Annotated in this window: 20 protein-coding genes; 6 read left to right on the top strand and 14 right to left on the bottom strand. The window is 71.2% G+C overall.

Annotation, left to right across the window (positions count from 1 at the left end; all coding sequences use genetic code 11):
- The 5 genes from H5J29_RS03325 to H5J29_RS03305 all read right to left on the bottom strand — a co-directional run.
- Window positions 1-232, bottom strand: a 232-nt coding sequence (locus tag H5J29_RS03325; protein WP_220186925.1) for a hypothetical protein, incomplete at its 3' end; no start/stop codon positions are given.
- Window positions 229-1,044 (bottom strand): ABC transporter permease, encoded by an 816-nt coding sequence (locus H5J29_RS03320; RefSeq protein WP_181779411.1) that lies wholly within the window; start codon window positions 1,042-1,044, stop codon window positions 229-231. The genes H5J29_RS03320 and H5J29_RS03325, both read right to left, overlap by 4 nt.
- 5 nt (window positions 1,045-1,049) lie before the next feature.
- The gene (locus H5J29_RS03315; RefSeq protein WP_220186924.1) at window positions 1,050-1,883 is read right to left on the bottom strand and encodes an ABC transporter ATP-binding protein; all 834 of its coding nucleotides are present in this window, start codon (window positions 1,881-1,883) and stop codon (window positions 1,050-1,052) included.
- 11 nt (window positions 1,884-1,894) lie between these two features.
- Window positions 1,895-2,188 (bottom strand): antibiotic biosynthesis monooxygenase family protein, encoded by a 294-nt coding sequence (locus H5J29_RS03310; protein WP_181779409.1) that lies wholly within the window; start codon window positions 2,186-2,188, stop codon window positions 1,895-1,897.
- Window positions 2,189-2,238: 50 nt separating this feature from the next.
- The gene (locus H5J29_RS03305) at window positions 2,239-3,342 is read right to left on the bottom strand and encodes an ABC transporter substrate-binding protein (RefSeq protein ID WP_181779408.1); all 1,104 of its coding nucleotides are present in this window, start codon (window positions 3,340-3,342) and stop codon (window positions 2,239-2,241) included.
- Between the two features lie 324 nt (window positions 3,343-3,666).
- Here H5J29_RS03305 and H5J29_RS03300 point away from each other — a divergent pair, with 324 nt between their 5' ends.
- On the top strand, window positions 3,667-4,779 hold the full coding sequence (locus tag H5J29_RS03300) for a ketopantoate reductase family protein (RefSeq protein ID WP_181779407.1): 1,113 nt from the start codon (window positions 3,667-3,669) through the stop codon (window positions 4,777-4,779).
- 69 nt (window positions 4,780-4,848) lie between these two features.
- Here the strand turns inward: H5J29_RS03300 and H5J29_RS03295 are convergent, their stop codons facing one another.
- From H5J29_RS03295 to H5J29_RS03260, 8 genes are all read right to left on the bottom strand, one after another.
- Window positions 4,849-5,451 (bottom strand): TetR/AcrR family transcriptional regulator, encoded by a 603-nt coding sequence (locus H5J29_RS03295; RefSeq protein WP_181779406.1) that lies wholly within the window; start codon window positions 5,449-5,451, stop codon window positions 4,849-4,851.
- Window positions 5,448-5,864, bottom strand: coding sequence for a Zn-ribbon domain-containing OB-fold protein (locus tag H5J29_RS35745; RefSeq protein WP_181779405.1), 417 nt, complete (start codon window positions 5,862-5,864; stop codon window positions 5,448-5,450). The genes H5J29_RS03295 and H5J29_RS35745 overlap by 4 nt, the downstream gene beginning before the upstream one ends.
- A 6-nt stretch (window positions 5,865-5,870) precedes the next feature.
- Window positions 5,871-7,034, bottom strand: a complete 1,164-nt coding sequence (locus H5J29_RS03285; protein WP_181779404.1) for a thiolase C-terminal domain-containing protein — start codon at window positions 7,032-7,034, stop codon at window positions 5,871-5,873.
- Between the two features lie 6 nt (window positions 7,035-7,040).
- A complete protein-coding gene (locus H5J29_RS03280; protein WP_181779403.1) occupies window positions 7,041-7,475 on the bottom strand; it encodes a nuclear transport factor 2 family protein in 435 nt (144 codons plus the stop codon).
- Complete coding sequence (locus tag H5J29_RS03275; RefSeq protein ID WP_181779402.1) at window positions 7,462-8,298, bottom strand: enoyl-CoA hydratase/isomerase family protein; 837 nt, start codon at window positions 8,296-8,298, stop codon at window positions 7,462-7,464. Before H5J29_RS03275 ends, H5J29_RS03280 begins: the two co-directional genes overlap by 14 nt.
- Window positions 8,295-9,098, bottom strand: coding sequence for an HpcH/HpaI aldolase family protein (locus H5J29_RS03270; protein WP_181779401.1), 804 nt, complete (start codon window positions 9,096-9,098; stop codon window positions 8,295-8,297). Before H5J29_RS03270 ends, H5J29_RS03275 begins: the two co-directional genes overlap by 4 nt.
- 61 nt (window positions 9,099-9,159) lie before the next feature.
- On the bottom strand, window positions 9,160-10,935 hold the full coding sequence (locus H5J29_RS03265; protein WP_181779400.1) for a flavin-containing monooxygenase: 1,776 nt from the start codon (window positions 10,933-10,935) through the stop codon (window positions 9,160-9,162).
- Window positions 10,936-11,050: 115 nt separating this feature from the next.
- Window positions 11,051-12,109 (bottom strand): alpha/beta fold hydrolase, encoded by a 1,059-nt coding sequence (locus H5J29_RS03260; RefSeq protein ID WP_181779399.1) that lies wholly within the window; start codon window positions 12,107-12,109, stop codon window positions 11,051-11,053.
- A gap of 415 nt (window positions 12,110-12,524) precedes the next feature.
- Here H5J29_RS03260 and H5J29_RS03255 point away from each other — a divergent pair, with 415 nt between their 5' ends.
- The 5 genes from H5J29_RS03255 to H5J29_RS03235 all read left to right on the top strand — a co-directional run bounded on the left by H5J29_RS03255 (window position 12,525) and on the right by H5J29_RS03235 (window position 18,384).
- Window positions 12,525-13,352: a mycofactocin-coupled SDR family oxidoreductase gene (locus tag H5J29_RS03255; protein ID WP_181779398.1), complete on the top strand. Its 828-nt coding sequence runs from the start codon at window positions 12,525-12,527 to the stop codon at window positions 13,350-13,352.
- The gene (locus tag H5J29_RS03250) at window positions 13,349-14,803 is read left to right on the top strand and encodes an ATP-binding cassette domain-containing protein (protein ID WP_181779397.1); all 1,455 of its coding nucleotides are present in this window, start codon (window positions 13,349-13,351) and stop codon (window positions 14,801-14,803) included. The genes H5J29_RS03255 and H5J29_RS03250 overlap by 4 nt, the downstream gene beginning before the upstream one ends.
- 42 nt (window positions 14,804-14,845) lie before the next feature.
- Window positions 14,846-16,081, top strand: a complete 1,236-nt coding sequence (locus H5J29_RS03245; RefSeq protein ID WP_181779396.1) for an ABC transporter permease — start codon at window positions 14,846-14,848, stop codon at window positions 16,079-16,081.
- A gap of 252 nt (window positions 16,082-16,333) precedes the next feature.
- Complete coding sequence (locus tag H5J29_RS03240) at window positions 16,334-17,332, top strand: sugar ABC transporter substrate-binding protein (protein WP_181779395.1); 999 nt, start codon at window positions 16,334-16,336, stop codon at window positions 17,330-17,332.
- Window positions 17,329-18,384: a phosphotransferase family protein gene (locus H5J29_RS03235; RefSeq protein ID WP_181779394.1), complete on the top strand. Its 1,056-nt coding sequence runs from the start codon at window positions 17,329-17,331 to the stop codon at window positions 18,382-18,384. Before H5J29_RS03240 ends, H5J29_RS03235 begins: the two co-directional genes overlap by 4 nt.
- A gap of 54 nt (window positions 18,385-18,438) precedes the next feature.
- Here H5J29_RS03235 and H5J29_RS03230 read toward each other — a convergent pair.
- The coding region (locus H5J29_RS03230; RefSeq protein ID WP_220186923.1) for an alpha/beta hydrolase at window positions 18,439-19,237 on the bottom strand (799 nt) is incomplete at its 5' end.

The following is a 19,237-nucleotide window of genomic DNA, read 5'->3' as shown; positions in this document are numbered from 1 at the left end:
CCCGCAGGGCCTCGGCGTAGGTCAGCGCGGCCGCCCAGACCTCCGTCAGGGACAGCTCCTCCGTCGAGTTCGCCACCCGCAGTGCGGGGTGGGCGGCCAGCACCCGTCCCACCAGCTGGTGGAGGGTCTGTCCACTCCAGTGACCCGCCGCCCGGTAGCCCTCCTGACGGCGAGCCTGCGCGGCGGCGAGCGGCCCGCCGGCCTGGGCGGCGGTCGGGGCCTGGACGTTCACGAGTTCTCCCACCAGTGCAGAGCGCGTCGGGACACGAGGTCGGACGCGGAGACGAGCACGACCCCCACGACGGCCAGCAGGAACACCACGGCGAAGGTGAGTGTCGCGTCGGCGGTCGAGATCGAGTTGAGCAGCAGTCGCCCCATGCCCACCCGCCCGGTGAGGATCTCCGCCGTGACCACGGCGACCAGGCCGAAGCTGATCGCGTTCGGCAGGGCCGCGAGGGTCCACACCGCGACGTAGGGCAGGCGGACCCGGAACATGACCGACCGCGGCGAGGCGCCGAGCAGCCGGGTGCTCTGCACGACCTCGGGCGGCACGCTGCGGCCACCGGCGAAGGCGTTGTAGAAGACGAGGAAGAAGATCACCGCGACGGCGGTCAGCACCGTGGCCGTCGTCGTCGGGCCCGCGAGGATGACGAAGATCGGCACCAGCGCGATCCGCGGCATGGCGTTGAAGAAGGCGACGAAGGGGCCGAGGATCCGGCTCGCGGGGATGCTGCTGCTGAGGACCACCCCGGCCAGGCCGCCGAGCACCGTTCCGATGATCACCCCGGCGAAGGTCGCCACCAGGGTCTGCACGAGCACCGGCCAGACCGAGACCCCATCGGGACCACTGCCGACACACAGCTCCCAGAGGCGTTCCGCGACCCGGCTCGGCGAGCTGACGAAGAACGGGTCGAACACCGTCGCCCGTTCGCGGAGCCACTCGACCTGCGGCAGGAACTGCCAGGCGGCGAGCCCGACGGCGAGGACGGCCAGCCGGCCGGCCCACACCCGGCCCGTCATCCGGTCCGCGGTCGTGGCGGTCATGGCCGTCATCCTGCCGCCGCGGCGGACGACGCCGCGATCTCTGCGCTGAGATCACGCCAGAGATCCGCGTAGGCGGCCTGGTAGGTCGGTGTCCCCCGCAGCCGCAGCATGTCGCGCTCTGGGCCGAAGTCGATCCGGTGCTCGTGGGCGATCCGGCTCGGCCCTCGGCTGAGGATCAGCACGCGGTCGCACAACGTGATCGCCTCGGCGAGGTCGTGCGTGACCAGGACGGTCGTCATGCCCATCCCCCTCGTGATCGCGAAGACGTCCTGGTGGATGCCGATGCGGGTGGGCTCGTCGACCGACGAGAAGGGTTCGTCGAGCAACAGGATCTGCGGCCCCGGTGCGACAGCGGTGACGAAGGCCAGCCGGCGCCGCATCCCGCCCGACAACTGGTACGGGTAGGCGTCGGCGACCTCCGAGAGGTGGGCCATCTCGAGCAGCCTGCGCACCCGCGGTCCCGGAGGCTCCCCGTCCTCGGCGGCACGCCTGCGCCCGCGGAACGTCGCGTAGAGGCCTGCGTTCTCGACGACGGTCTTCCACGGCAGGACCGTGTCCTTCTGAAAGACCATGCTGAGCGGGTGCCGGTCCGCCACGTCCGTCCGCCGCTCGAGACTCCCGGACGTGGGCCTGCGCAGTCCGGCCAGCAGCGAGAGGAGGGTCGACTTGCCGCACCCGCTGGGGCCGACGATGCCCACGACGGAGCCTGCGGCCAACGACAGGGTGATGTCGGCCAGGACGGGGGCGTCGGGCGTGTAGCCGAACCCGACACCCTGTAGGTCGATGACGGCCGGGGCCGTCGGACCCCACGGGGACCCGTCGGCGCGGGAGACGCTCACGGCAGGCATCGTCAGCTCACGGCCACGACGTAGTGGGCCGAACGCGGCGGTTCGGACACGCAGCCGAGGAGTGCCTTCAGGAAGCGCGACCGGTCCGGCGAGCTGCGGAAGTCCTCGGTGTGCGCCTCCAGACTCCGCCACTCGACGACGAGGACGTACTCGAGGGGGTTCTCGAGGCACCGGTCCAGGGTGAACCCCAGGCATCCCGAGTCGGCGTCGAGCACGTCGCGCACGGACAACAGCGCCGACTCCAGCGCAGGCCCCGCACCGTCCGCCACCGTGAGGAACGCGATCTCGCGAACCATCGTCGTCACCTTCCCTGGGGGCTGGTCGTCCGGGTGAGCGGCTCCGCTGGTCACGATCCGGCCGGCTTCCCGATCGCGTTCTCGTAGAACGACATGTCGACCCGCTCGGCGTAGGAGGCCGCGGGATCGTCGGCCCGGTACCGGGGGATGGAGAAGTTGGCATAGGTCCCGAGCGAGTCCTGCCACAGCTTCTCGCTGATGTAGCCCCGCTCGCTCCCCGGGGCGAGGTAGGCCTTGAAGGACTCCGCACTGACCGTCAGGCCCTGTCGCGGCACCCCTGCCCACACCGGCAGTCTCGCCATCAGGTCCGCCACCTCGTCGGTGCTCGCCGACGCGAGGTAGGTCCGCGCCCGGTCCATCGCCTTGAGCCAGCGCTCCACCGCGACCCGCTTCTCGACGAGGTTGTCGCCGATGCCCCAGTAGACGACCTCGGGGTAGGGAGGCACGCGGTAGACGGCCCGGCCCGCGTCCGTCGTGGTGTCGACGAGTGCGGTCGCCTTCCCCTCGGCCATCGCGGTGGAGAACATGCTGAGGTTTCCCACCGCCGCCTGGGCCCGGCCCCCGGTGAGGGCTCCGATCAACCCGCCCACGTCGGTGATCGGGAGGAGCTCGCAGTTGCGTGCGTACTGACTCTGGATGATCCGCGCCGCACCGTAGATCCCGGTGCCCTCCGGGAACGTCGCGATCCGGCAGTCCGGCACCGTGGCCAGCTGTTCGACCGACTGGATGCCCTGGGCCCCGGCGACGAACCCGCTCACCCCGCCGCCGCTGTTGGCGTAGACGATCCGGGAGTCCGCACCCTGGAAGGCGACCGTCAGCGGGCCGACGGCGTTCACGGCGACCAGGTCGTCCTGTCCGGAGATCCCCAGCGCCGCGGAGTTGGACCCGGTGTTCTCGTCGAGATGGACGGCGACCCGCTCCTCGGCGAGGTACCCCTCCTCCTGCGCGATGTAGACCAGGATGTCGGCCGCAGTCGAGCCGATCGCCAACCTCAGGACCGGCACCTCCGCGTCGTCCGAGGAGGCGCCACCCGTCGGGCCACCGCAGGCGGCGAGCAGGGCGGCGACCGCGACGGTGCCGACGGCCCGAGCGGCGCGCCGCCGCCACCGCGGACGCCGGGGACCCACGTCGACCTGGTCGGCGGGGACATCCATGAGGTACCTCGATCCGTCGCGTCGCTGCGACCTGTCCGGGTCCGGGACCGCGGGACGTCGGGCGGTGCCCTCGTCCCACCGAGCACAGGATTGACCAAGCGCTCGGTTTGGAGCGAACCCCACCGTCGGCAGGGTTGTCAAGGCTTTCAGCACGGCCTCCGAGCGGGCGATCGACATTGACCGAGCGCTTGATCAGCGCTGTGACCGCTGTTACCTTGGCCGACGGGCCGCGGTCGACGCGGCCGAGTGTCGAACTCGTCCGGCGCCCGGGCGGCCGCGCAGCGGCACCGTCACGCCGACCCTCCGGAAGGCAGACCTTCGAAGATGAGCCCCACCACGGAGACAGCCACGAACACCGCACCGGGAGCGCATGTCGTGTTCCTCGGCGCCGGCGCGATCGGCGGCACGATGGCCGCCCTCGTCCACCGGGCCGGGCGACTCCGGACGACCATCGTCGATCCGTGGTTCCAGCACGTCGACGCGATCCGGCGGAAGGGCCTCTTCGTGGACCTGGTGTCGGAGTCGTTCACCACCGACGTCCTCGCCCTCCACGTCGACCAGCTCGGCCGGCTCCCCGCGCCTGCGGACCTGGTCGTCCTGTCGACCAAGGCCTACGACTCCGAATGGGCCGTCCGGCTCATCGAGCCGTACCTCGCCGACGGGGGCTGCATCCTGGTCGCCCAGAACGGGATCACCGAGGAGTGGCTCTCGACGGTCACCGATCCCGGTCGGCTGATCGGCTGCGGGATCACGAACTACCCCGGGGAGTGCTTCGTGCCGGGCCGCATCAAACGGACTCCGCTGGGGAGCAACGAACCCGCGTTCACCATCGGCGAGCTGGACGGAAGCCGCTCCGACCGGGTCGAGAAGGTGGCCGAGTGGCTGACGCCGGCGGGCGACATCAAGGTCACGGACCGCATCTGGAGCGTCCTCTGGGGCAAGCTGGCCCTCAACCTGATGAGCAACGCCCTGGGCGGCATCACCGGCTACACCACCCACCACCTGTGGTCAGACCCCGACATCGCCGCCGTCGGACTGCTCTGCGGGGCGGAGGCGGCCCTCGTGGCGGACAAGCTCGGGATCGCCATGGACCCGGTGTTCGGCCGGATCCAGGCCCCGGACATGCGCGACGGCATGCTCGGCGACGACCAGGCGTGGCGGCGGGCGATGGCCGAGCTCAACGGGATGGGCGGCGAGCGGGTGGGGGCCAGCGAGAACAAGCCCTCCCTGCTCCAGGACGTCCTGAAGGGACGCCGCACCGAGATCGACTACCTGAACGGGTACGTCGCGACCAAGGCGCCGACGGTCGGGCTGACGGCGCCGGTGAACGCGGCGGTCACCGACCTGATGAAGGAGGTCGAGCGGGGGGCGGTGGAGCGCGGCCCGGAGCGGGTGGACGACCTGCGGTCGATCCTGGCCGCGCATCGCCCGCACTGACCCGCACCGGGCTGCGCGACGACGCCCCTCCCCGGATCGGGGAGGGGCGTCGTCGTGTGGTGTGCGGGCTCAGCCGAGGTAGCGGTCGGCCAGGGCCGCGGAGATCTCGTCGAGCGAGAACTCACCGGAGGGCGAGTACCACTGGGCGGTCCAGTTCATCGCCCCGAACAGCAACAACCGCGCCAGCCGACGGTGGGAGCGGTTCAGGTAGTCCCCGCCCAGCGCGGCCAGCGCGACGTCCCACTCGTGCTCGTACTGGTCGCGCATCCCGATCAGCCGGCTCAGGCTCTCCGGGCTGAGCGACCACCGCTCGTAGAACAACACGCTCATCGCCGCGGGCGACCCCTCCAACAGGGTCCCGACGTGGGCGCGGATCATCGCCCGGAGGGTCTCCCGGGGGTCCATCCCGGCCACGACCGCCGCGTCGATGCGTGCCATCGACTCGGCGAGCCCCTCCTCCACGACTCGGAGGAGGACCTCCTCCTTCGTCTTGAAGTGGTGGAACACGCTGCCCGAGGAGATCCCGGCCTCGCTGGCCAGGTCCCGGACCGTGGTCCCCGAGTAGCCGCGCTCCCGGAACAGCTTCGCCGCCACGGTGAGGATGGTGCGTGCGCGGCCGCTGTCGGGCGTCGAGGAGGCCCGACCGCCCCCGTCGGATCGCAGCTCCGTCATGTGTCGAGGCTACCGACAGGGCTACCGGGTACACCCGGGGCCGGTGGCGTCGCGGACGACCGGGCGGTGGCGGGATCCGCCGAGAACCAGGCGACCCCTGCCGAGACCTCGGCGCGGACCCGCTCGGCGGGCGCAGGTTCCGCCCTGTCGCGCCACCGGCCGAAGACCCTGGCCCCGCCGTCGAGCTCGACGCAGACCACCGTGTACGGCGTGGGCGCCGGAGGATCCTCCAGCGAACGGCACACCTCGACCCAGGAGTAGACCGCACCCGCACCCGCGGAGTGCGTCGTGCCGATCTCCACGCTGCCGCAGTACGGACAGCCCGCGGACGTCGCCTGCCAGCGGCGCCGGCACGATCGGCACTCGAGCAGCCGGATGCCGGTCTCCGGACCGGGTTCCTCGTCGTCGTGCACCGTGTCTCACCTTCCCGAGCTCAGGATGACGGCGGAGCCGTCCATCAAGGTGCCGGAGCTGACGAGTCCGACGTCCGCCCTGCGCAGGTTCCGTTCTCCCGCACCGCCGCGGATCTGTTGCACGGCCTCGGTCACGCAGTTCATGCCGTGCACGTAGCCCTCGGCGAGCAGCCCACCGCCCGTGTTGACCGGCAGCGCCCCCTCGCTACCCGTCTCGCCCGCGCGAACGAACGCGCCCGACTCCCCCTTGTCGACGAAACCGAGGCCTTCGAGTCCGAACAGGACCGCGCTCGAGAAGCAGTCGTAGATCTGCGCGAAGTCCATGTCGCCCGGCGAGAAGCCGGTCTTCTTCCAGATCCGGTCGCCCACCGCGTGCATGCAGTTCCGCGAGAAGTCGTCGGCCAGCAGGATGTCACCGATCTCCCGACCCGGTCGCGGCACCGACGCGAACGTCCCGCCCTCGACGTAGACGGGCGTGGTGTCGAGCGAACGCGCCCGATCGGCCCGGGTCACGACGAACGCGCAGCCGGCATCGACCTCCCGGGTGCAGTCCGCGACCCGGAACGGCGACGCCACCATCGGGGACCGGAAGTAGTCCTCGATCGTCAGGGGGGTCCGCAGGACGGCCCGCGGGTTGTGCGAGGCGTACTCGCGCTGGGCGATCACGACCGCGGCCAGGTCCTCCTCGGTGGCACCGGTCTCGATCATGAACCGTCGGGCCCACATAGCGATGAACTGCGGATAGGCGGTCAGACCGGCCGCGTAGCGGTGGGCGACCGAGTCCGGGACGTCCCCGGCCTGGGCCCGGCCGATCCGGACCCCGCTGCGGCCGTTGAGCGCCCGGTAGACCACGACGGTCCCGGCGAGGCCGGCCCGGATGGCGGCGTCGGCCAACAGCACCAGGTACGCGGCAGACTGCCCGCCCAGGCTCAGGTCGAGCAGGTAGTCGATCCCCTCCACGCCGAGCGAGGTCGCCACTGCCTGCGCCGGGACCGAGTCCCCCATCGAGAAGGTGGCCACCCCGTCCACGTCCTGCGGGGTCATCCCGGCGTCCGCGATCGCGGTCCGGCTCGCCTCCGTGGCGAGTTCGAGCACCGTGCGCCCGGACTCGTAGGAGAAGTCGGTGTACCCCACGCCGACGATGGCGGAGGCGGGTGGTCTCAGAGACATCGAGGCTCAGCTCCCGGGGGCGATCGAGGGCGTGACCCCCGGTTGGTCGTACTGCCACAGCACCTGTTGGCAGCGATGGACGTAGGCCCATCCGTGGGCGTCCCGGCGGTAGGTGTCGGTGTAGCGGAGGCCGCGCACCAGGACCGCCGGGCCCGGCTCGTCGACGGCCAGGGTGGCGATCGCGAACACGACGCCGGACGCGTCGTCGCCGTGGACCGTGTAGGACGCCGAGGCGACCAGATGGATCGACGACCGGAACCGCAGGATCGTCCTCAGCTTCTCGACGATCTCCGCGCGCCCCGACATGACCCACTCCCCGTCCAGGTACTCCGCGGAGGCGTCCGGCCGGAAGGTCCGGCCGACGACGTCGAGGTCGCGGAGGTCCAGACCGTGGAAGTACCGCTCGTTCAACGCGCGGAGGGACTCCTCATCGCCGCTCATCGCTCCCGTCCCGATCCGGCTCGGGCCTCGTCCTCCCGAGGAACTCGTGGAGGCCCCGGTAGGCGGCGCCCTCCACATTCGAGGCGTAGTCGACGACCGTGTCGATCTCCGCGCCGAGACCGACGGGCAGCGGTTCCCGGTTCGCGACCGCCAGCAGCCCCTTCATGGCGCGGACCGTCTCCTCCGGCGTGGTGATCGCGTTCTTCACCAGCGCAACCGTGCGCTCGAGGAGCTCGTCGTCCTCGAACACGTCGGTGACGAGGCCGACGCCCAGTGCCTCCTCCGCCGTCAGCAGGGCATGGGTGTAGAACAGCTTCTTCGCCATCGGCAGGCCCACCGCGCGTGGGAGCCGCTGGCTGCCCCCACCCCCCGGCAGCTGCCAGAATTTGAGATGGCCGTCCCCGATCCGGGCGCTGCGGCCCGCCACGATGACGTCGCACGAGAGGGCCACCTCGAGGCCGCCCGCCACGCAGGCGCCGTTGATCGCCGCGACCGACAGCAACCGGCTCGACTCGAACTTGTCGCACAGCTGCGCGATCGCCTCGAGGAACGCCCGGAAGCGGACCTTGTCCCGGTACAGGTCGAGGTAGGCCTTGAGGTCCCCCCCTGCCGAGAACGCGGGCGGGGAACCGGTCAGGACGACCGCGCGCATCGACGGGTCGTCGAGGAACTCGTCCAGCCGGGCGTTCAGCGCCGCGACCGTCGCGAAGTCGAGCGGATTGCGCTGGGGACCCCGGTTCAGCGTGAGGATGCCGATCCGGCCCGCGGCGGACGAGCGGACCTCGGGCACCACGACGTCGTCGTCCAGGTCGGTGATGGTCACGCACCGTCTCCCTGGCCGAGAGCCGCACGCGTGTCGTCGAGCAGCTTCTTGTACAGGTTCCCGACCAGGATGACGTCGTGGTTCCAGAGCACCAGCTGGTTCCCCTCCTCGATGATCCCGGGGATGCTCGCCGCGTCCTGCACCATGCTCAGCATCCGCACCTCCGGCTGGGCGTTCACCGCCTTGATCACGTGCGCCATCCGGTCGAGCACCTCGGGTGAGTCGAGCGGGACACCACCGAGCCCGGTGGCCAGGTCGGCGTACCCGGGTGCGATCCCGGTCAGGCCCGGCGTCCGCACGATGGCCTCGATGTTCTCGACGCCCTCGGGGTCCTCGATGATCGCCAGGACGATCGCCTCGTGGTCCGCCTGCTCGTGCAGGGCCGTCGTCCCCGGGCCGATCTCCCACAGCCTGCCGTTGCGGGTGTAGCCCTCCCCGCGCGTGCCCCGTGGTGCGTAGCGCGCGGCGCGCACGATCGTCTCCGCGTCCTCCGCGGTCCGGACGTGCGCGACCATGACCCCGGTCGCCCCCGCCTCGAGGATCTGCTGGATGAGGGCGGGCGCCGTGGTGCCCACGCGGACGATCGTGTCGAGCCCGGCCGCCTCGGCCGCCCGGATGAGGTTCTGGATGGACTCCAGGCTGCGGAGTCCGTGCTCGTGCTCCAGCACGACGTAGTCGTAGCCGACCCATCCGACGATCTCGATCAGTGCCGGGTCGACGAAGTCGTGGAGGGTCCCGACCAGGGTCTCCCCCTCGTCCAGCCTTGCCCGCATGCTCTTGCGCCGCGTCGGACGAACCATGGTCACGGCCTCCTTCTTCTCGCTGGATCCTGTCGGACGATACAATTGACCGAGCGCTCGGTCAACGAGCTCCGCCGCCTGCTCCCCGCCCCTCCAGAGCGGCTGCGATCTGGACCGCGAGGTAGCGGGAGTAGATGCGCGCCAACAGGAGGTTGCCCCCGGTGAACCAGAAGCCGGGGTGTCCGGACGGGCGCCAGATCGCGTTCAGCTCGCCCTCGTCGTCGAGACCCCAGACAGGGGAGCAGCGGTCCGCCACCGCGTCCCCGAACAGCCGCCGCGCGGTCTCGCGCATGTTCGCGAAGCCGGTGGCCAGGACGACGAGGTCCGCCTCGAGCAGCGTCCCGTCGTCGAGCACCACGCCGGTCTCGACAAGCTCCCGCACACCGCCGCTCGCGAGCCCGATCTTGCCGTCGACGATCAGCTGGGAGCACCCGACGTCGATCACCAGGCCTCCGCCCCGCCGCAACGCGCGCCCCATCAGCCCACCGGTCGAGACGCCGTCGTCGAGCTGGAAGCCGCGCGCCGTCAACCCGTCCAGCAGCTCCCGGTCCAGGTCCCCGATCGCCCGCGCGGTCTCGCCGCCGAACTGCAGGGCGAGCGGGATCGGCAGGCTCAAGTTGATCAGGTCCGCGTCCTCCGTGGGCGGCCCGCCCTCCTCGTAGAGCCCGGCGAACAGGGTGGGGATCCCGCGCTCCTGGCTCATCAGGTAGATCGGGGACCGCTGGACGATCGTCACCTCCGCGTCGTGCTCGTAGAGGTCCTTGGCGATGTCCTGGCCGCTGTTGCAGGCGCCCACCACGACCACCTTGCGGCCTGCCCACCCGTCGCTGCCGGGATGGCGGCTCGAGTGCCGCAGGGTCCCCCGGTACCGCTCGGCTCCCGGGAGCTCCGGGACGTTCGGCTCGGTCAGCGTGCCCGTGGCCAGGACGACGTGGGCGGGGTGGAGCTCCCGCTCGGTCCCGCCGGGCCGCCGCACGCGCACCGTCCAGCGGCCGGTGTCGTCGTCGTAGGTGGAGTCGAGCAGCTCAGCACCCGTCCAGACGTCGAGCTCCATCGTCTGGGCGTAGCCCTCCATCCAGTCCGCCAGCTTGTCCTTCGGCGTGTAGACGGGCCAGGACTCGGGGAAGGGCAGGAACGGGAAGTGGTCGGCCCAGACCGGGTCGTGCAGCACGAGCGACTCGTACCGGTTGCGCCAGTTGTCACCGACCCGCGGGTTCTTCTCGAGCACCAGCGTACGGACGCCCATCAATCCGAGGTGGGCGGCGATGCCCAGCCCGGACTGCCCGGCGCCCACCACGACGACGGCCGGCTCGTCCTCGAACGCAGCGGCCGCCTGCCGCCGCTGCGCCCACGTCAGCCCCGACTCCCGATCCTGGACCGGCCTACGGTCGGCGAGGGCGAGCTCGTGACCGCGCAGCTCGTACAACGCGGTCATCACGGTCCACGCCCGCCAGACCCCGTCGATCCCCGGGACGAGCCGGACCACGCCCTTGCCGCGCCCCGCGCCGGTGTCGAACTCGACGAAGCCCTGGATCCACCGAGTGTCCGCGGACGCCTCCACCAGGGTCGGCTCGGCGCCCTCCCGGAGCCGGAACCGGGTCAGCCCGGCCAGGGCGAGGCGCTCCTCCAGGACGCCGCGGAGGGCGGCGGCGCCGTGGAACGTCCGAAGGTCCCAGCCCAGGACCACGACGTCGCGCCACCACCCGTCGTCGACGAAGAGGCGGACGACCGCGTCGACGTCCCGGGAGTCGAGCGCGCGGGCGAACTCGTCGACCCAGTCGCGAAAAAGCTGCTCGGGCTGCGACGACGTCCGGACGGGTTCGGCGATGTCGGTCATGTGGTCCCCATGTCTTCCACTCCTGCCCTTCGACGACGTCGGCGGCGGCGTCGCCTTCTTCGGTCCCGGCGAGCGCCCCGTCACGCGACCGTGACGGGGCGTGCCGCAGACCCGGTCAGTCGACTGCCCGCTGCCACTGGACGCTCTTGCGCTCCGGCCAGACACCGGAGGTCGCCAGCCAGTTGACGAGGGCCGAGTTGACCTCCGTCGGCCGTTCCTGCTGGACCCAGTGACCGGAGGTGATGGACACCGAGGTCAGGTCGCGAACGTAGCGACGCATGTCGTCGGCGAGGGGGGAGACGATGCTTTCGCACCAGTAGTCGTACTCGGAGAGGACGAACAGCACGGGCATGTCCAGGTAGTGGCCGTTGACCGACCGCGCGTAGTACTCGGCGTTGGCCTCGAAGTTCATGTAGTACGAGTTCGGCCCGAAGAACCCGTTGCGCGACATCGAGCTGACGTAGCCGTGGAGGTCCTCCACGGTGAGCAGGTCGGGGTCGAGGGGCCCGTCGGGCGCGCCCTCGTCGCCCTCGAACCATCCCCCTCGTGCACGGACTCCCGCGGTGACCAGCGGCGTCTTGCCCCCCTCCGGGTCCCCCTTCGTCATCATCGCCTTGACGAGGGCGCCCGGGTTCGCCTCGAAGGCACGCTGCGCGTCGGGGAAGTTGTCCCGGTAGAAGTACATGTAGTCCCACTGGCCGGCGGGGTGCTCGTCCTCCGGGTAGATGTCCCGGTTGATCACGGTCAGCAGGTGGTCGATCCCGCGCTCGTGCGCCATGTACGGCAGGCCGAGGCTCGCGACGGCGAGACAGCGCTCCGGATGGTGGCTGGCCACGCTCCAGGTGATCGGGCTACCCATGTCGTGGCCGACCCAGACCGCCTTCTCCGCCCCGAGACCGTCGAGGAACGAGATCAGCATGCGGACGATGTTCTCGGTCGCGTAGCCCTCGTGGCTGTCGAACCTGACCGAGCGGCCGTACCCGGGCATGTCGAGCGCGATCGCCCGGAAACCGAGGCTGCCCAGGTGCGGGAGCTGGTGGCGCCAGCTGATCGACAGCTCGGGCCAGCCGTGCACGAAGATGACCAGAGGTCCGTCCTCGGGTCCGGACGCGAGGTAGAAGAAGTGACCGCCGTCGACGTCCGCGTGGTGCTCAGTGACTCGACCGATCTCCATGAGTGTCCCTTCAGCGTGGGCACGACGTCGTGCCGTGTCGAGCGGGTGCCGGCCACATGACCGGCCCCGGCCCCGGGCGAACCCTTGCAGGCACCGAACGCCGGCCGGGTGGACATTTCGTATCATGACCCAGGTCACAGGTCAACCAAGCGCTCGGTCAATCGCGCTCGATCCACTCACGGTCCCCCACCCTCCACGAGGAGTGACGGCCGGGACTCCGGTCGCCTTGATGACCAGCTGAGAAGCCCAATCGAGGACGCCGATCGCCGAGCGGTCCTGCCGACTCCACGACTTCGGCTCTTGTCGAAACCGAGCGCTCGGTCAATACTGCGTGCAGTTCTCTGTGAGGCGAGTCACCGGTCGTCCGGACGGGCCCGTCCTCGCGGTACGGCACCACGACGCGGAGGTCGAGACGATGGGCAAGCTCGAGGGCAAGGTCGCCTTCATCACCGGGGCAGCCAGGGGCCAGGGGCGCAGTCACGCCCTCCGGCTGGCGGGCGAGGGTGCGGACATCATCGCGGTGGACATCTGCAAGCAGATCCCGTCGGTGCGGGCACCGATGTCCGTGCCCGACGACCTGGACGAGACCGTCGCGCTCGTGAAGGACCTCGGTCGACGCATCGTCGCCCGCCAGGCGGACGTCCGTGACCTGGTCGGACTGACCCGGGCCCTCGAGGAGGGCGTCTCGGAGCTGGGCCCGGTCGACATCGTCCTCGCGAACGCGGGCATCGCCCCCCAGGGGCAGCCCGAGGACCCGGGCGAGCTCGCGACCATCGCCCGTGACGTGATCGACGTCAACCTGATGGGTGTCTGGAACACCGTCGTCGCGACGGCTCCGGGCATGATCGAGCGGGGGCGCGGTGGAGCCATGGTGCTCACCAGCTCGACCCAGGGCATCCACGGCCGAGGGGGCGACGGTTCGGCGGCCACCTCGGCCTACACGGCGTCGAAGCACGGTGTCGTCGGGTTGATGCGCTCGTTCGGACACTGGCTCGCCCCGCACAGCATCCGGGTGAACACCATCTGCCCCACCGGCGTCGCGACCCCGATGGTGCAGAACGACGTGGTGACCGCGTGGATCGAGAACAACCCCGAGGGCGCCTCGCAGGTCGCGAACCTGATGCCGGTGCCGCTGATCGAGCCCGCCGACCTCAGCAACGCCATCCTGTTCCTCGTGAGCGACGAAGGCCGCTACATCACCGGCGTCAACCTCCCGGTCGACGCCGGCTTCATGATCAAATGACCGCCGGCCGGGCCACCGGACCCGCCCCGGAGATCCGCCTGGATGGCATCACGAAGTCCTTCGGGTCGCACATGGCCCTGCACCCGATCGACCTACGCCTGGAACCGGGACGAGTCGTCGGGCTGATGGGCCCCAACGGGGCCGGGAAGTCGACGCTGATCAAGATCCTGGACGGGATCCACAGCCCGGACCGGGGTGAGATCCGCCTGGGCGCGACCGTGGTCGGATCGCTCGCCGGCCGGCCCGAGGTCGCCTTCATCCACCAGGACCTCGGGCTCGTCGACGACCTCACGGTCCTCCAGAACCTCCGCCTCGGTCAGCCTCCGCTGCGCCGCGCCGGCCTGCTGGACCGCGCACGCGAGACGGCCGCGGCCCAGCGGGCCCTGGCGGCGGTCTCGGTGGACCTGCCGGTGGAGACGCCGGTCGGGAGGCTCGCCCCGGGCGAGAGGACGCTGGTCGCCATCGCCCGGGCGTTCGACCGCGGCGCCACGGTGCTCTTCGTCGACGAGGCGACCTCCACGCTGCCGCCCGGCGAGGCGAAGCGGGTCCTGGACTCCCTCAAGGTCAAGGCCGCCGAGGGTGCCACCGTCGTCATGGTCACGCACAAGCTGTCCGAGATCCTCGACGCGGCCGACCGGGTCGTCGTCCTCATCGACGGCAGGGTGGTGGAGGACGCCCCCTCGGCGGCGCTCGATCGTGCCGCGCTGGTGCGGATGCTGGTCAGGTCGGAGAGTCCCGCCGCCGCCGTCGAGGACGCGGCCCTGACACCCGGCGACACCCTCGTCGAGCTGGACGGGGCCGTCGGCGGCGCCGTCGGCCCGGTGACGCTCCGGCTGCGCAGGCACGAGGCGGTGGGTGTCACGGGTCTGACGGGGTCGGGTCTGCACGACCTCGCCCACCTGGTGCACGGATCCACTCCGCTCGCAGCGGGCAGGATGTCGATCGCACCCGGTGTCCGCCGCGCGCTCGTCCCGCCGAACCGGGAGACCCAGGGTGGGTTCGACCGGCTGAGCGTGCGGGAGAACCTCACGCTCGGCGCACTGGACCGGTTGCGGGGGCGTTCGGGGCTACTCGACCTCCGGGCAGAGCGCTCGACCGCCGGTTCGTCGGTGGAACGCCTCTCGATCGCCCCACCCGACCCGGAGGCGCGGTACGGCTCGCTCTCGGGCGGCAACAAGCAGAAGGTCATCCTCGGCCGGCTGCTCCTGCAACGGCCCGACGTGTTCGTCCTCTGCGAGCCGACCCGCGGGGTCGACATGACGACCCGGGAACAGATCTACGCGATCGTCCGCACCCTCACCCGGGAGGGCGCCGCCATCCTGGTCGTGACCTCCGACGCGGAGGACCTCTTCGCGGTGTGCGACCGGATCGGGGTCGTCGCGGATGGACGTCTGTCCCCGCTGCGGCCGGTCTCCGAGATGGCCGAGTCCGAACTCGAGTCGGTGGTCTGAGCATGCGCGCACGCAAGGACCACCCCTGACCACTGGAGTGACATGCTCCCGCCGACCGTGGAGACGCCGGACCACCCGACCTCCACCCACCGACCCGGACGGCTGCGGGGCGCCGGTCTGCCCGACCTGCTCCGCAGCGACCTCGCGGGCAGGGCCTGGACCACGGCCGCCTTCCTGCTGATCTTCGCCGGCTACGCGGTGTGGCTCGGCAGCAGGTTCCTGAACGTGGGCGCCCGCCTGCTGGACCTGCACCAGAACATCCCGATCATCCTGCTCGGCTTCGCCGTCCTGGCCACCCTGGTCGCCGGGCAGTTCGACCTGTCCGTGGCCTCGATGTCCACCCTCGCCGCGTTCCTGGCCGTGGGGCTGGCGGTCGAGGAGAGGTGGCCGTTCGGGCTCGTCCTGGTGACGTGCCTCGCCATCGGGGTGGTGGGGGGCCTGGTCAACGGCCTCATCGTCGTTCGTATGCGGGTGAACGCGTTCATCGCCACCCTCGGGACCGGCGGGATCCTGAGCGGGTTCGCGCTGGTGTACTCGGACGGCGCCGCGGTCGTCTCGAACCCGACGAGCGGTCGGCTGCCGGAGTGGTTCTTCGGTCGACCGACCTCCCTGGGTTCCTTCACGGCGAAACCGCCCGCCTTCGTGGTCTGGGCGGTGGTGGCCCTGGCGGCCGCGGCCGTCGTCGTGGTGCTCCGACGACACCGGCCGCAAGGGGTGCCGATCCGTCGATGGACGCTCGGACTGATCGGCGCGGTGATCGCGATCCTCGTCCTGCTCGCCACGGTGGCGGATCTCCCGGCGTGGCTCGGCCAGGTGTCGTGGATGATCCTGCTGCTCGGGGCGGTCGCGGTCGTCCTCTGGGGTCTCGTCGGGTTCACCGTCTTCGGTCGTCACCTGAAGGCGACCGGGTCCAACCCCGCCGCCGCGCGTCTCGCGGGGGTGCACACCGACGGCGTCACGATCAGGGCGTTCGTCGTGGGCGGGGTGCTCGCCGCCCTGTCGGGGGTGACCCTGGCAGCAACCCTCGGCTCGGCCAGCCCCGGCATCGCGGAGCCCTATCTGCTGCCCGCGTTCGCCGCGGCGTTCGTCTCGACGGTCATCCTGTCCAACGGCGGGTTCACCGTCTGGGGCACCCTGCTCGGCGGCGTCGTCGTGGTCTGGATCGGGCAGGGGCTCGTGATCGGCGGCGTGAGCTACACCTGGACCGGCATCGTCAACGGTCTCGTCCTCGTCCTCGCCGTCGGGCTGCCCGCCCTGCTGCGCAGGCGACGCACCTAGCACCCGCCCGCATGAAGGCCGGCGCAGTACAGAACCGCCCGCCAGGGCGGCCGGACACCCAGGAGGTAGGACGACATGGCTCGTGATCAGAGACGATCCGGCGGTCGATGGCTCGTCGGCGCGGCCGCGCTGACACTGGTCCTCGCCACGGGTTGCGCGGGGTCCGCCGGATCGCCCAGCGGGGCCGCACCCACCGGGACCGTACCGGCCTCGCCCGCGGTCGAGCGGGCCGCGGCCGAGGTGTCGAAGGGCATGGATCCGGCCGGGTTCACCTTCCCGATGCCGACCGATCCGGTACCCCGCAGGCAGGCGCGGGTCGCGATCATCTCGGTCGGCCAGAACAACCCGGCCGGGGTCACCCAGACCACCGTGGCCACCGAGGCCGCGGGGGCGATGGGCTGGGAGATGACCGTCTTCGACTCCGCCGGGGACGCGGTGAAGGCTCAGAACTTCATCGTGCAGGCGACCGAGTCGGGGTTCGACGCGATCATCATCCAGTCGTACGACGTGACGAACTTCCAGGGTGCGGTCGAGGCCGCCCTGGACCGCGGCGTCACGATCGGCTGCATCTCGGCCTGCACCGCGTCGGGGGTGCTCAAGGACCGCGTCATCGACACCGGGATCGACTTCGCGGCCCAAGGTCGCCTGATGGGCGCCAACATCCTGGCGTCGAAGGGCGAGCAGGCCAACGTCATCGGCGTGTCCGACAAGGAGTTCCCCGGTGTCGACCAGCGGGTCGCCGCGGCCAAGCAGTACCTGTCCGAGAACTGCCCGGGATGCCCGTGGCAGGACGAGTCGATCGTGATCGCCGACATCCTGGATCCCGGGCCGCCGTTCTGGACCGCCATGCTGTCGAGCAACCCGCAGGGCTCCGGTCCGAATACGGTCCTGCAGGGCATGGGTGACGCGGTGGCTCCCGCCATGGCCCAGACGGCGGTGCAGGCGGGCCGCACCGACATCACGATCCAGAGCTTCGAGGGCTACCCGCAGGGCATCGCCCTGCTCAGGAGCGGTGGGTACCCGTACGAGACGACCACCGCGGGCTCGTTCGGATTCCAGGCCTGGGCGGTGGTCGACCTGATCGCCCGGAAACTCGCGGGCCAGCCGCTCTGGCAGGGCGCCGACAAGCTGGGCTCCCCCCTGATCAAGGCGGAGAACCTGGACCGCTTCCCCGAGCCTTCGCTGTTCGTCCCGCCGGCCCAGGCCGACTTCAGGGAACGCTTCACGGCCCTGTGGACCGCCGCCGCATGAGCAGCCACACGGCACCGAGGACACCTGATCCCTCCACATCGGACTCACTGCCGGGGCTCGACCTCGACCGGTTGTGCGAGTACCTCGAGCGAGCCCGTCCCGGGTTGCTCGGCGGCCCGGTGCGGGCACGGCTCGTCACCGGCGGCAGGTCGAACCTGACCTACGAGGTGACGGACGGCCGACGGTCCTGGATCGTCCGCCGCCCCCCGCTCGGACCCGTCCTCGGCACGGCCCACGACATGGCCCGCGAAGCCCGGGTCCTCGCCGCGCTCGGCCCCACCGAGGTCCCGGTGCCCCGCGTCGACCTGTTCTGCGAGGACCCGACCGTCATCGGCGCGCCGTTCATCGTCATGGAGAGGGTCGGCGGTCGGACCTACCGTCGGGCCGCGGAGATCGCACCATCCGGTGTCGCCGCCGTCCGGACGATGTCGACGCACCTGGTGAACACCCTCGGGGCGATCCACTCCGTCGATCCCGTCGCGGCGGGCCTCGCCGACCTCGGACGGGCGGAGGGATTCCTGCACAGGCAGGTCCGTCGTTGGAGGATCCAGCTCGGCCGCGCCGGCGACCGCGGGCTCGCCGGCGCCGACGCGCTCCACGCCGCCCTGGCGTCCGGCGTCCCTGAGGCCGGTCGGACGAGGCTCGTCCACGGGGACTACCGGCTGGACAACGTGCTCGTCGACGCCGAGCACCGCGTCACCGGAGTGATCGACTGGGAGCTGGCGACACTCGGCGACCCCCTCACCGATCTCGCGCTCCTGCTCGTCTACCACCGGATGGCCAGGTCCCATCCGTCGCTGACCCCGGACGCCCCGACCGCACCAGGATTCCTCTCGGAGGCCGAGACACTCGATCGCTACGCAACGGTGTCGGGGCTGCCCGTCCCGGACATGGGCTTCTATCTCGGGCTCGCCTACTTCAAGATCGCCGTGATTCTGGAGGGCGTCCGCCTGCGGAGCGAACAGGGCCATCCCGTGAAGGTCGAGGGCATCGAGTCCGCCGCGGAGGAGCTGCTGGACGCGGGACTGGCGGCCGTCCGGGAGCAGCCATGACGGAGCCGCGCCGCTCGGCGGACCGCGTCGAGGGCTGCGGCCCGTCGACGTCCGTCACGGGTCGCCTTCCGCTGTCGCCTGCGCGGTCACCGCGGCGATCGCGCCGCCCACCGAACGCACCGCGTCCGCGGCGGTGTCCAACGCCCCGACCAGCGCGAAGAAACCGTGTGCCATCGAGTCGTAGCGGTGGACCGTCGTCTCCACGCCCGCGGCGGCGAGCCGCCGGGCGTAGGCGAGCGACTCGTCCCGCAGCGGGTCGTACTCCGCCACCACGACCACCGCCGGGGGGAGCTCGCTGAGGTCCTCGACGACACAGGGCGACGCGTCCGGGGAGATCCGGTCGGCCTCGCGGGGCACGTACTGGGACCAGAACCAGTCCATGTCGTCCGCGCTGATCAGCATCTGGTGGCCGTGCTCGGCGTAGGACCGCGAGTCCATCCGGTGGTCGGTGACCGGGTAGACGAGGACCTGCAGGTCGATCCGCGGCGCACCGCGGTCCCGCGCGCGCCGGGCGACGACGGCGGCGAGGTTGCCTCCCGCGCTGTCCCCCATCACCGTCAGCGCGGTACCCGGGGCGAGACCGCGGGCCACCCATGCGACGACGTCGTCGGCGTCGTCGACCGCCGTGGGGAACCGGTGTTCGGGCGCGAGCCGGTACCCCACGCTCACGATCTCGCAGCCGCTGTGCAGGGCGAGGCTGCGACACAGGAGGTCGGCCTCGTCGAGCCCGCCGAGGACCCAGCCCCCGCCGTGGAGGTACACGACCACGCCGGACACCGGACCGGGGAGGGCCCGGTAGCGTCGGACGGGCACGGTTCCCCCACGCACCGTCACCTCGACGTCGTCGACGGTG

Origin of the sequence: Pseudonocardia pini (assembly GCF_013870575.1) — a bacterium.
GTDB lineage: Bacteria > Actinomycetota > Actinomycetes > Mycobacteriales > Pseudonocardiaceae > Pseudonocardia > Pseudonocardia pini.
This window is presented reverse-complemented; position numbering and strand designations above follow the sequence as displayed.